Source organism: Flavobacterium potami (genome assembly GCF_020026915.1).
In the GTDB taxonomy this organism is placed as follows: Bacteria; Bacteroidota; Bacteroidia; order Flavobacteriales; family Flavobacteriaceae; genus Flavobacterium; species Flavobacterium potami.
Map to the genome: position 1 here is coordinate 299,407 of NZ_JAINUY010000003.1, position 12,998 is coordinate 312,404.

10 protein-coding genes are annotated in these 12,998 nt (G+C 39.1%); all 10 read left to right on the forward strand.

Annotation, left to right across the window (positions count from 1 at the left end; genetic code table 11):
- Positions 1-4 precede the first annotated feature (4 nt).
- The 10 genes from K6T82_RS24520 to K6T82_RS10955 all read left to right on the forward strand — a co-directional run bounded on the left by K6T82_RS24520 (position 5) and on the right by K6T82_RS10955 (position 12,989).
- On the forward strand, positions 5-1,315 hold the full coding sequence (locus tag K6T82_RS24520; protein WP_255596545.1) for an efflux RND transporter permease subunit: 1,311 nt from the start codon (positions 5-7) through the stop codon (positions 1,313-1,315).
- Positions 1,302-3,236, forward strand: a complete 1,935-nt coding sequence (locus K6T82_RS24525; RefSeq protein WP_008463755.1) for an efflux RND transporter permease subunit — start codon at positions 1,302-1,304, stop codon at positions 3,234-3,236. The genes K6T82_RS24520 and K6T82_RS24525 overlap by 14 nt, the downstream gene beginning before the upstream one ends.
- A complete protein-coding gene (locus K6T82_RS10920) occupies positions 3,187-4,470 on the forward strand; it encodes a TolC family protein (protein ID WP_008463753.1) in 1,284 nt (427 codons plus the stop codon). The genes K6T82_RS24525 and K6T82_RS10920 overlap by 50 nt, the downstream gene beginning before the upstream one ends.
- A complete protein-coding gene (locus K6T82_RS10925; RefSeq protein ID WP_223705938.1) occupies positions 4,448-5,788 on the forward strand; it encodes a heavy metal-binding domain-containing protein in 1,341 nt (446 codons plus the stop codon). The genes K6T82_RS10920 and K6T82_RS10925 overlap by 23 nt, the downstream gene beginning before the upstream one ends.
- A 3-nt stretch (positions 5,789-5,791) precedes the next feature.
- Positions 5,792-7,006, forward strand: coding sequence for an efflux RND transporter periplasmic adaptor subunit (locus K6T82_RS10930; RefSeq protein WP_008463746.1), 1,215 nt, complete (start codon positions 5,792-5,794; stop codon positions 7,004-7,006).
- Between the two features lie 18 nt (positions 7,007-7,024).
- The gene (locus K6T82_RS10935; protein ID WP_008463745.1) at positions 7,025-7,564 is read left to right on the forward strand and encodes a DUF3347 domain-containing protein; all 540 of its coding nucleotides are present in this window, start codon (positions 7,025-7,027) and stop codon (positions 7,562-7,564) included.
- 86 nt (positions 7,565-7,650) lie between these two features.
- Positions 7,651-10,188, forward strand: a complete 2,538-nt coding sequence (locus K6T82_RS10940; protein ID WP_223705939.1) for a heavy metal translocating P-type ATPase — start codon at positions 7,651-7,653, stop codon at positions 10,186-10,188.
- 28 nt (positions 10,189-10,216) lie between these two features.
- Positions 10,217-11,461 carry a hypothetical protein gene (locus K6T82_RS10945; protein WP_223705940.1) on the forward strand — a complete coding sequence of 415 codons (1,245 nt, stop codon included), beginning with the start codon at positions 10,217-10,219 and terminating at the stop codon, positions 11,459-11,461.
- A gap of 11 nt (positions 11,462-11,472) precedes the next feature.
- Positions 11,473-12,345, forward strand: a complete 873-nt coding sequence (locus K6T82_RS10950) for a DUF2911 domain-containing protein (RefSeq protein ID WP_041515901.1) — start codon at positions 11,473-11,475, stop codon at positions 12,343-12,345.
- Positions 12,346-12,494: 149 nt separating this feature from the next.
- The gene (locus K6T82_RS10955) at positions 12,495-12,989 is read left to right on the forward strand and encodes a DUF305 domain-containing protein (RefSeq protein WP_072953514.1); all 495 of its coding nucleotides are present in this window, start codon (positions 12,495-12,497) and stop codon (positions 12,987-12,989) included.
- Positions 12,990-12,998: the final 9 nt, after the last annotated feature.

The window sequence follows — 12,998 nt, forward strand, 5'->3', positions numbered from 1 at the left end:
ATCTATGGTACACAAATTAATAGAATGGTCCCTGCGCAACCGTTTCATCATATTACTATTATCAGCAGGAATATTTGTTTGGGGTATTATCTCTATTCAAAAAAATCCTATTGATGCTATTCCAGATCTATCTGAAAATCAGGTAATCGTTTTTACAGAATGGATGGGACGTGCTCCACAGCTCGTTGAAGACCAGATCACCTATCCCTTGGTTACCAACCTTCAGGGATTGCCTAAAATTAAATATGTAAGGGCTGCTTCCATGTTTGGAATGAGTTTTATCTATGTCATTTTTGAGGATGATGTTGATATATACTGGGCAAGATCAAGAGTACTGGAAAGGCTCAGTACAATTAGCAGCACCCTGCCCAAAGGAGTTGCACCGCAATTGGGACCCGATGGAACCGGAGTTGGCCATATACTCTGGTATACTTTGGACGCTCCCGGCATTGACCTTGGCGAACAAAGGGCACTGCAGGACTGGTATGTCAAATTTGCTTTGCAAAATGTCCCCGGAGTAAGTGAAATTGCTTCTTTTGGAGGATTTCAAAAAGAATACCAGGTTACCATTGATCCAAACAAACTGCTATATTATAAGCTGTCTGTCCCTGAGGTTATAAGCGCCGTACGAGCCAATAATAACGAAAGCGGCGGAAGAAAATTCGACATGAGTGATATTGGCTATATCATTAAGACATCCGGTTATCTGAAATCCATAAAAGAAATTGAGGATATTCCACTGAAAAACCAGAATGGTATCCCTATAAAAGTCAGCGATATAGGAACAGTCCAGATGAGCGGAGAAACCCGATTGGGAATCTTTGATCATAATGGTACAGGCGAAGCTGTTGGAGGCATCGTCGTGATGCGTTACGGTGAAAACGCCGATGCCGTTATTGATAATGTGAAAGAAAAGATGAAAGAAGTCGCAAAAGGGCTTCCTAAAGGGGTAAAATTCAATATTGTATATGACCGAGGGCATCTGATCAAAGAGTCTATTGATTCGGTTAAGCGCACCTTAATTGAAGAGATGATTGTGGTTTCGCTTATCGTTATTATTTTTCTTTTCCATTGGCGCAGCGCATTAAGTATCATAATCCAGATCCCAATTACAATTGCCGCGAGTTTCATACTTCTAAATGCCTTTGGAATATCCTCCAATATCATGTCCCTTACCGGTATCGCACTTGCCATTGGGGTAATAGTTGACAACGGTATTATTATGAGTGAAAATGCCTACCAGCATCTCTCACAACGGTATGCACAATGGGAATCCGAACAAAAAACTGAAACAAACTCTGATGAAAAGAATTAAAAATATATTTCGCAAAAAAACACAGTGGATATCCGAAGAGGAAAGGCTTAAAGTAATTGAGAAAAGCAGCAAGCAGGTTTCTCGCGGGGTATTCTTTGCCACCATAATTATAATTACTTCTTTCCTGCCTGTATTTATGCTTACCGGACAGGAAGGAAAGCTATTCCATCCCTTGGCTTATACAAAAACTTTCATACTGATTGTGGATGCCTTGTTGGTACTTACATTAGCTCCGGTACTGATCTCTTTTTTTATGAAAGGGAAATTCCGTCCAACTGATGCACATCCCGTAAATCGTTTTTTGGAAAAAGGTTATGAGCCTATCATACGCTGGGTCCTAAAATGGAGAAAAACAACCCTTACGGTTAATATTTTGGCGTTATTGATTTCCATTCCATTATTGATGCGGCTGGGAACAGAGTTCATGCCCCCACTGGATGAGCAGAGCATTTTATTTATGCCTGTTACCCTGCCTGATGTATCCAATGGAGAAATCAAACGCATCTTGCAGGTACAGGATAAAATAATAAAATCAGTTCCCGAAGTAGAAAGTGTTTTAGGCAAAGCCGGACGGGCTAATACAGCTACCGATAATTCCCCAATGAGCATGATTGAGACCATTATCATGCTAAAACCAAAATCAGAATGGCGTAAAGGAATAGACAAAAAAGACATTATTAAGGAACTCGATACCAAACTGCAGATCCCGGGTGTGGTAAACGGTTGGACACAGCCTATCATCAACCGTATCAATATGCTCGCTACAGGAATTCGTACCGACGTGGGTATTAAAGTCTACGGTCAAAATCTCGATACCATTGCGCGAGTATCAGAAAGAGTAAAAATGGCTTTAGAGGGAACCCCTGGAGTGTCTGACTTATTTGTGGATCCTATTACTGGTGGCAAATACCTGGATGTTGATGTCAATCGTTCCGAACTGGCCCGTTATGGACTCACTGTAGATGACGTAAACCAAACCGTGGAATTTGCCTTAGGAGGAGCGTCCATCGGCAATACCGTTGAAGGACGAAGACGATTTTCAATAAGCGTTCGTATGGCACAGGACTATAGAAATAGCGTAGAACGCATTAAACGCATTCCCCTGCAGTCTCCAACCTTTGGAGAGGTGCCCCTATCTTCTGTTGCCGATATTAAATTCGTAGATGGCCCTCCAATGATTAGTTCAGAAAATGCACTCCTTCGCGGGGCAGTCATGTTCAACATACGTGATCGTGATATGGGGGGAACCGTACAGGAAGCTATGAAAAAATTAGAAAGTGCCAAAAATATACTTCCCGAAGGGTACTTTATAGAATGGAGCGGACAATATGAGAACCTGATCAGCGGAGAAAAGACCCTTAAAATCATTGCACCGATAGTATTGCTTATTATTTTCTTCTCCCTCTATTTTGCCTTTAATTCCCTTAGAGAAGCCTTCTTAAGTCTTATAACAGTGCCTTTTGCTTTGATTGGAGGTGCCTATATAATTTTTTTCTGGGATGTCAATCTATCAGTGGCAGTAGCTGTAGGTTTTATAGCCTTGTTTGGTATTGCCGTGGAAACCGGAATTGTGATGGTTATCTATCTCAATGATGCAATGGAGCAGCTTATCAAGGCCAAAGGTAATTCAAGAGAAACCATTACTAAAGACGATCTCAGAGAATATGTGGTACACGGCGCCGCAAAGAGATTACGCCCAAAACTAATGACCGTCTGTGTCTCATTATTTGGATTAGTGCCTGTCCTTTGGTCCAATGGTGTCGGAATGGATGTAATGAAACCAATCGTATTGCCTATGATTGGCGGCGTATTTACCTCTGCCGTACATATCTTATTAGTAACCCCGCTTATTTTCCTAATGTCTAAAGAATATGAATTACGAAAATATGGCAAACTTGAAGTACATGATGTCAAACATTAAAATACTGGCAGTACTATTGCTTTTACTGCCATTACAGCTATTGAGCCAGACCCAACAGGTCTTGTCTCTTGATACAATCCTTCACAGGATTGATAAAAAAAACGTGCTCCTGCAAAGCTATAGCCTAAAGGCTGAAGGGTACAAATATAGTGCTGATGCCGCAACGGCATGGATGGCACCAATGGTGGGTGTTGGGACATTTATGACACCCTATCCTTTTCAGGAAGTTATGGATGACCGCGACAAAGGATCTTTAATGTTCAGAGTTGAACAAGATATCCCCAATATAGGAAAGCTAAACAAGAAGAAAAAATTTATCCAGTCCCAAGGAAATATTGAGAACGCTACGCGGACCGTTACCCTTAACGACTATAAAGCGCAGGCCAAACAGCTCTACTACAGCTGGATGGTAGCCGAAGAGCGAATGAAAGTTTTGGATCAGAACGAAAAGATAATGTTGACCATGAAAAAGATTGAGGAAGTACGCTATCCTTACAATCAGTCGCAATTGGGTAATGTATACAAGATTGACGCAAGGATTGAAGAGAACAAAAATATGATCCGCATGCAGGAAGGTGAAATCGCAAAAGCAAGAGCATGGCTCAACAGCTTGATGAACCAGCCTGGCAATGCTGATTTTTCAATCGACACAAGTATTACTCCTGTCTTCAACCCTGCTTTGCACGACACCACAAGTCTTGCTGCTGTGCGGGGAGATATTAAAAAGATGGATGCGGGAATTGAATCGATGCAGCTCAGTATTCAGGCGATGAAAGCGGAGAAAAATCCCTCTTTTAAAATCCAGTTTGACCACATGAATTCTTTCGATAAAATGATGCCCAAAGCCTATTCGGTAATGGCAATGATGTCTATTCCTATTGCTCCATGGTCATCAAAAATGTATAAATCAGATGTTAAAGCAATGCAATATAATGTACAGGCAATGGAGAAAGAGAAATCCGCCATGCTGCAGGAAACCCAGGGTATGTTATATGGTATGCAATATGAAATACTGACCATGCAAAAAAGAATCCAGGGACTCGAAACAAAAATAATCCCTTCAATGCAAAAATCGCTGGATGTAAACTTTCTGAACTATCAGGAAAACAAACTGCAGATTCCTGTAGTAATTGACTCCTGGGAAGCTTTAAATATGCTGCAGAATAACTTATTAGATGAAAAATTAAAACTATATCAAATGATTGTCGATTATGAAAAAGAACTCTATCGCTAAGTTAGTCGGATTGTTATTCGTTTCGATATTATTATTGACAGCCTGTAACAAGAAAACCGAGCCTAACAATAAGCCAGCACACCAGCATAGTACAAATCAGGAATATACTTGTCCAATGCATCCCGAAGTTATTCAGGATAAGCCCGGCAGCTGCCCAATATGCGGGATGGAATTGGTCCCAAGGCATACCGCTGGAACGGAAACAGCCATAGACAGCAGCTTAAAACACCTGCTAAAACCAGTTAACGAACAAGTCGTTTCAAATATATCTGTCATAAAAGCTGACCAGAGTACTAAAATATTCTCCATGCATGTACAGGGAATTATTACCTACGATACCCGCGAGCAGACCAGCATTTCCAGCAGGGTAAGCGGAAGGATTGAGCGTCTGCTGATTAATTATAATTACCAGCCCGTAAAAAAAGGACAGTTGATCATGGAAATCTATTCCCCTGATCTGGCTGCCGCGCAAAGAGAGTTGTTGTTTATTTATCAATCTGACCCAAACAATCCGATGCTTCAAAAAGCAAAAGACAGACTGTCTCTCCTGGGTATGCAGCAGGGGCAAATTCAACAGGTATTAAAAACAGGTAAAATCTCCTATCGCATTCCTGTTTACAGTAATGCCACCGGGTACATCTTAGACAACACGGCAGCGGCAAATGCTTCTACAGCAGCTCCTGCGGCTTCGCCTCAAAGCGCACCGTCAGATGATGGCATGGGCGCAATGGGTTCAAGTAGCAGTGCAGCATCAAATAGCAGCGCATCTACCCCTACTTCCTCTGCTATTATGCTAAGAGAAGGACAATATGTTGGTGCAGGACAATCTCTTTTTACAATTTATACCAACAAAAACCTTATCGCTGAGTTTGCTTTTGATCCATCGGTATCATCCCAGATTAAAAAAGGACAAAAGTTGGTGTTTTATGAACCCTCAGATAAGCAAACCGTGTATACTGGTACTATCGGACTCATTCAACCCGTCTTTAAAGAGGGAAGCAACTTTACCATAGCACGGATTTATTTGCAGGATAATAAATTTCAGACCGGAAAATTAGTAACTGCAGCCATTCCTATTGTCAGTAAAGGCTGGTGGCTTCCGCAAAGCGCCGTTCTTAATTTAGGAAATAAATCCATCGTTTTCAAAAAAGAGCAGGACGTGTTTGTTCCCAGAGAAGTTAAAACGAAAAATAATGGTGATGGAATGGTGCTAATAGACCAAGACATCAGTAATTGGAATATCGCCAGTAATGCGGCTTATATGATAGACAGTGAGAGTTTTATCAAGACAGCTTCAGAAAATAAATTAAAAAATTAAGCCATGAACAATAAATTAATAATTCGTACTATTTTGCTCATTGCAATGGTTTTTCCACTTCTATTTACAGCATGTGCCCAAAAAGAAGAAAAAAAAACCAGTCAGGAAAAAGCTCAAACCTATACCTGCCCCATGCATCCGCAAATTGTAAAAGATGGCCCCGGCTCATGCCCGATCTGTGGAATGGATTTAGTGCCTTTCGAAAAAAACAACGCACAGGACTTTCTAACCTTGGGACCGAGCCAGCAGGCACTAGCTAATCTGACTACAATAACTGCTGGGGAAAATGAATTTTCAAATTCTTCTCATCTTAACGGACGTTTGGTTACTGACCCTGAGCAAACTATTTACATTTCAAGTCGCGTGGCAGGAAGGATTGAAGAGTTGTATGTAAAAGAAACTGGTGTTCCCGTTCGAAAAGGCCAGCCTTTGTACAAAATATATTCAGAGCAGCTTTCAGCCCTGCAGCAGGAGTACCTTCTAGCTACGGCACAGGCTGCAAGCTTTACTGAGGATAAACGATTTGCCCAAATAAAAAATGCTGCAAAACAAAAACTATTATTATATGGACAATCTGAAGCACAGCTTAATGAATTATTAAAAAAACAAAAAGCTTCTCCTTATGTTGTTTATTATGCCCCGTATTCAGGAATAGTTGCAGAACTTTCCATAACAGAAGGCCAATATGTAGCAGAAGGAGGCTCTATTATGAAACTGGAAGATTATACCCGTTTATGGGTCGAAGCTGATGTCTATCCTGCAGATGCCGGTAAAGTTAAAATAGGCCAAAAAGTAAAAGTTATTGTCTCGGGTTATGAAGATCAGCCCCAAACAATGACGGTAGATTTTATAAATCCTGCCCTGCAGACAAGCAAACAGCTCATACAGCTGCGAGGTGCTATTGCCAATCCAAACAAGCAATGGCAGGCAGGTCAACAGGCAATTGTTTTACTGCCTTCATCAGAACAAAAAATGAAATTAACCATACCTGTAGATGCCGTAATAAGAGACGGCAGCGGTACACATGTGTGGATTGAAATTGAAAAAGGCAAGTATCAGCCTAAAATGGTGGCTATTGGTTCTGAAACCTTCGATGAAGTGGAAATTACTAGCGGTTTAAAAAAAGGAGATATCGTCGTTGCATCCGGTGCCTATCTTTTGTACAGTGAATTTATATTAAAGAAAGGCAAAAACCCTATGTCAGGAATGAAAATGTAATAATCAATCACACAGACAATGAAAAAATTAATCAAAATCGGAATTCCAATAGCCTCACTCTTCCTGCTTATTGCGTGCGGTAACGGTGAAAACAATAAGAAAGAGGTTCAGCAGAATAATAAAGCCTCTGTCCCAATTTTAAAGGATCCCGCAATCAGGATAAATGATGATATTTTAAACGCGATATACAGCCACTATGCCCATTTAACAGTAGCCCTTGCCCAAGATAATGTCGCTGAAGCAAAACTGGCGGCGAATGCAATTGAAGCGGGAGCACGGGAAATCAGCAGCAACAGCAATCTTGCAGCAAGTGCTACGGCAATCGTTTCAGCTCCCGATATCGATAAGCAGCGAGCTGCTTATTCTAATCTAAGTAATGAAATGGTCAGCCTGGTAAAAAAAGCAGGAATGGCTGAGGCTGAGCTCTACTTAGAATATTGTCCAATGGCTTTCGACAATAAAGGGGCCGTATGGATTAGTTCTACCAAAGAAGTGCGCAATCCGTACTTTGGAGAAAAAATGCTCAAGTGCGGCGAGGTGAAAGAAATAATTAAATAATTAGAATATGCAGATTGGCTTAAAAAAAATCACTAACTTTCTATATATTAAAGAAATAACGCATCGGAACTGTAAAAAATAACCTTATGACACACACCTATACAATATCGGGAATGACTTGCGATGGATGTCGTACAAAAGTAGAAAAAACGTTAAATGCTGTAGAGGGAATAAAAGCAAAGGTCTCCTTAGATCCTCCATTGGCAACTATTACAATGGAAAATCATATTGCGACCGAAGAGCTCCAAGAAGCATTGACTGCGGTTGGAAAGTACACCATTGAAATGACTCAAACCACGCATTCGCACGAAAAAAAAACGGAGAAATCATGCTGTAGCACTGCTGAGAATCATGGACACAAACATGATCATAAAACGACAGCCGTACCTCACAATGATGCGGGTGGGAAATATTATTGCCCGATGCATTGTGAAGGTGATAAAATGTATGATAAAGCAGGAGATTGTCCTGTATGCGGAATGCATTTGGTACAAGAACCTGCTGCTGCCCGGGTTCAGCAGTATACCTGTTCAATGCATCCGGAAGTTATAACCGATTCACCAGGTTCATGTCCTATTTGCGGAATGGATCTGGTGCCACTGGAGCCAAGTGAAAACGAAGACCAAAGAATTTACAAGGATTTGGTTAAGAAAATGAAAATAGCGGTAGTATTTACTGTTCCCATTTTCGCTATAGCTATGATAGAAATGGCTCACAAGAATCCTCTACTACAATTAATGGATGCCTCTAAATGGAACTGGGTACAACTTATCTTATCACTTCCTGTTGTCTTTTATGCGTGTTGGATATTTTTTGTACGGGCTTGGAAGTCAATAATTACATGGAACTTAAATATGTTTACCCTTATCGGAATTGGTACAGGAGTGGCATTTTTATTTAGTTTGGCAGGAATGTTTTTCCCAGACGTTTTTCCTAGTGAATTTAAGACCGAACACGGAACAGTGCTGCTATACTTTGAGGCCACAACGGTTATTCTAACTTTGGTTTTGTTAGGACAATTACTCGAGGCAAGAGCACATAGTCAAACCAGTGGTGCTATAAAAGAATTATTAAAACTGGCTCCTACCCAAGCTACTTTGGTAATTGATGGCGGTGATAAAATAATCTCAATCCATGATATCAAAAAAGGTAATTTATTACGGGTAAAACCCGGAGACAAAATTCCTGTAGACGGGAAGATTACTGATGGTGAAAGCACAGTAGACGAATCGATGATTACCGGCGAACCAATTCCTGTAGATAAAAAAATAGGTGATATGGTGTCTTCAGGGACTATAAACGGAAACAAATCCTTTATTATGGTTGCCGAAAAAGTTGGTTCGGAAACCTTGCTTTCGCAAATTATACAAATGGTCAATAATGCAAGCCGTTCCAGAGCACCAATACAGAAACTAGCAGATAGTATCGCCAAATATTTTGTGCCGATTGTTGTTGTTATCTCTGTTCTTACTTTTTTCATTTGGGCAAAATTTGGCCCGGAACCGGCAATGGTTTACGGATTTATCAACGCCATTGCCGTATTGATAATTGCTTGTCCATGTGCACTGGGTTTAGCAACACCGATGTCTGTAATGGTAGGAGTTGGAAAAGGCGCTCAATCGGGAATTCTGATAAAAAATGCCGAAGCTTTGGAAAAAATGGACAAAGTAAATGTTCTCATTACGGATAAAACAGGAACAATTACGGAGGGCAAACCTTCGGTAGAAAAAATCGTAGCGCTGCAATATTCAGAAGATGAACTGCTGCAATACATAGCGTCTTTAAATCAGTACAGTGAGCATCCTCTTGCGGAGGCTGTAGTGAAATTTGCAAAAGCTAAAAATGTTTCTTTGACCAAAGTAGATGATTTTGAAAACATCGCCGGAAAAGGAGTTATCGGAACTGCTATTGATAAAAAGATGGCATTAGGGAATAAAAAATTAATGGAGCAAGCAGGGGCAGCTATTTCTGCCACAATTGAAGAAAAAATTATTGCAGAACAAAAATTAGGAAAAACAGTTTCTTATATCGCTGTAGATAAAAATGTAGTGGGATTTGTAACGATAACCGATGCTATAAAAGAAACAAGTGCTGCAGCTATAAAAGAATTAATGCGCCAAGGGGTTGAAGTAATCATGCTTACGGGAGATAATGTAAATACAGCCAAAGCGGTTGCAGACGAATTGCATTTAACCTCTTTTCAGGCAGGTTGTTTACCCGAGGATAAATTAAAAGTAATCGAGAAACTTCAAGCCGAAGGAAAAATTGTAGCTATGGCGGGAGATGGAATAAATGATGCGCCAGCTTTGGCTCAATCGGACATTGGAATTGCGATGGGAACAGGAACAGATGTTGCGATCGAAAGCGCCAAGATTACTTTGGTAAAAGGAGATCTGCAAGGAATTGTAAAAGCAAAAAATCTGAGCCACGCTGTAATGAGCAACATCAAGCAAAACCTATTCTTTGCTTTTGTATATAATGTCTTAGGCGTACCAGTTGCTGCGGGTGTTTTATATCCATTTTTCGGAATATTACTTTCTCCTATGATTGCTGCCTTGGCAATGAGTTTTAGTTCTGTATCTGTTATTGTGAATGCATTGCGATTGAGAAGTTTAAAACTCTAAAGAATAAATAATTTTACTATACAAACAAATGACCAATCTAGGACAAATTATTCTGCAGTATAAAAACGATAACGAAAGTGTCTATAATACCTGGTTTATAGATAACAACCAACGGTTAAAAGCATTTCGGACTATTAGACGCGGTGTTCTGCAAGTCATTGAGGATATTAAAAACAAGAACTTTCCTAATGATTTTAAAGAAAGCAGCTTAGAATTTGTTTTGAGCTGCATAGCCGAACAAAAACAAGTCTTTGCAGGGGTTTCCCATCCGTTTTATTGGAAACCCAAATTACGCATTCCAGATATCTATGAAAATCAAAACAATAAATTGGCTTTTGGTCAGTTTCTTGAAAATTGTATCAATGCCAAGTCTGAAGAACAGGTTGTAAAAGAAATCATAAGACTCGATGAATTAAAAATTAAAGGCTTAGGGCCAGCGGTTGCCAGTATTCTATATTTCATACACCCAACCTGGTTCCCACCATTCAACACTGCTATTCTAAATGGTTTTAATTTTCTTTTTAAAGACAAAAAAAAATTGGGAAGCTGGACAGAATATCTTAAAATACGAGAAGTTTTAATGGAAACTAACAGTTTGCATAAATCTCAGCTCTCAAATGATTTGGGTGCCATCGCTGGATTGTGTTTTGAAATTGGAACTCAGAAAATGCTAATAGGCAATGATGAATATTTAAGCGAAGTAGAACGTGCAAGATTCGAAAAAAACGTACACAAGCGCCAAAAAGAAATACTTGACGAAAAACTAGAAGAAAATCTGCATAGTGAAATGCAGTACCATTTATTAAAAATTGGAGTTTCATTGGGTTTCGATGTTACTCCGGCAAGCAATGATAAAAGCAAATCGTTTGATGGGCAGAATTTCTCCTTTATTTCACTTGGAAAATTCCCTGAGCTGCCTACTGACAAGGACACTCAAAATACCATCAAGTTAATTGATGTGTTGTGGTTCGAAAAAGGCACAAACAAAATTATAGGAGCCTTTGAAGTAGAAAAGAGCACTAGTATCTATTCGGGCATACTACGGTTGTCTGACCTATACTTTACTATTTCAAACGGACAGGAAGTTTTTTATATTATAATTCCAAATAATCGGGAAAAGGATTTAGTCCTTCAACTCAATAGACCTGTTATAAAAAACTCTAAAATGAATATTAAGTATATCCTGTTTTCTGAACTAAGAGCCAATTGTGATGCTATATGCAAATTTGGCAGCGACCATTCGATAATGGAAAAAATATCAAAATCAATTTAAAATTAAAAACTATGAAAAAAATAATTCTGCTAAGCTTCATTATTATGCAATCGTTATCAATTTCTGCACAAGAAAAAATTCAAATTAAACTTACCCCTGCAAGTCCCTCTGCATCATTTCAACAAGAAATCGGAAGTTCTACAGTCAAAATATCCTATAGCAGACCCTTAGTAAGAGGGCGAAAAATATTTGGCGAATTAGTGCCTTTTGGTAAACTCTGGCGAACAGGCGCCAGCGATTGTACGACCATAAGTACTAATGAAGATATTGCTTTTGGAAACAATATTTTAAGAGAAGGAACTTATTCTGTATTCTCAATTCCTTCAGAAAATGAGTGGACTATAATTATCAATAGTGATATTACTTTACATGGCGAAACTGGTTATGATGAGAAAAAAGATGTTATGCGTTTTACCGTTCCCACAGAAAAAACGATTGGTTTTTATGAAACTTTTACCATTGAATTAAATGACATCAACAGTAAAGGAGAAGGCTTCCTTAAAATAGAATGGGAAAACACAATGGTTAAAATACCTATGAAAAGCAAAGCTGACAAAGAAATTTTAGCCCTAATTGACAAATATATTATTAAAGAAAAAAGTCAAAATGCTACTTTATTGTTTCAGGCAGCAAATTATTATTCAGCCACGTGCAGAGCAAACAACCAAGCAGTATCGTGGTTAGCTGAAGCTGAAAAATTAGATCCTGAAAATTTTTATTATCCGACTTTAAGACAGAAAATCTCAGTAGAACTCAAGGATTATCCCAATGCCATCGAGGCTGCAAAAAAAGCCCTTGCAATTGCAGAACAGAAAAAAATGAAAGGCACGGAAAAGTTAAAAAACCAGCTTGAAGAGTTACAATTATTACTTAAAAGCAAATAAATATTAAGCTATTACAATATCACATTGAAAAATACAAGCGCAGAAAAAATCCCCGCCACTTAAGCTAATGCTGTATTATATTATAGTGCCATTAGATTTGTTTTGGAGGAAAATTTATTAATCTAAATAACTTTTAAAGGAAAAAAATCATGAAAATGGAACACACAACACAGCAGCATTCAAAAGAGAAAAACCCAAAAATGTACAAAAAATTAGCATTTATGATCGTATTGTCATTTATTGCTATGTACATCCTAATGTACTCGATGGTAGATGTTTTTGCTAATGTCATTCCCAATGTAAATCAATTTTACATGGCAGGACTAATGACTATGCCGATGCTCATAATTGAGATTATTGTAATGGGCAGTATGTATATGAATAAAAAGTGGAACATGGCATTACTTGCCATAGGCGGCCTTGCTGCAATTATTTTTTTTTCCTGCATCAGACTGCAAGCGGCTGTTGACGATAAAGAGTTCTTAAAATCAATGATTCCACACCATGCAGCGGCAATCCTCATGGCCAAAGAGGCTTCCCTTCAAGATCCAGAAATAAGTCAGCTTGCACAAGACATTATAAAAGCACAAGAAGCTGAAATTGCGCAGATGAAAGCCAAGTTGGGTGAAATGAAAAAAAAATAACAGAACAAT

Coding starts and splice junctions, on each gene's coding strand:
- K6T82_RS24520 (WP_255596545.1), top strand. CDS start 5: ATGGTACACAAATTAATAGAATGGTCCCTGCGCAACCGTTTCATCATA.
- K6T82_RS24525 (WP_008463755.1), top strand. CDS start 1,302: ATGAAAAGAATTAAAAATATATTTCGCAAAAAAACACAGTGGATATCC.
- K6T82_RS10920 (WP_008463753.1), top strand. CDS start 3,187: ATGAATTACGAAAATATGGCAAACTTGAAGTACATGATGTCAAACATT.
- K6T82_RS10925 (WP_223705938.1), top strand. CDS start 4,448: ATGAAAAAGAACTCTATCGCTAAGTTAGTCGGATTGTTATTCGTTTCG.
- K6T82_RS10930 (WP_008463746.1), top strand. CDS start 5,792: ATGAACAATAAATTAATAATTCGTACTATTTTGCTCATTGCAATGGTT.
- K6T82_RS10935 (WP_008463745.1), top strand. CDS start 7,025: ATGAAAAAATTAATCAAAATCGGAATTCCAATAGCCTCACTCTTCCTG.
- K6T82_RS10940 (WP_223705939.1), top strand. CDS start 7,651: ATGACACACACCTATACAATATCGGGAATGACTTGCGATGGATGTCGT.
- K6T82_RS10945 (WP_223705940.1), top strand. CDS start 10,217: ATGACCAATCTAGGACAAATTATTCTGCAGTATAAAAACGATAACGAA.
- K6T82_RS10950 (WP_041515901.1), top strand. CDS start 11,473: ATGAAAAAAATAATTCTGCTAAGCTTCATTATTATGCAATCGTTATCA.
- K6T82_RS10955 (WP_072953514.1), top strand. CDS start 12,495: ATGAAAATGGAACACACAACACAGCAGCATTCAAAAGAGAAAAACCCA.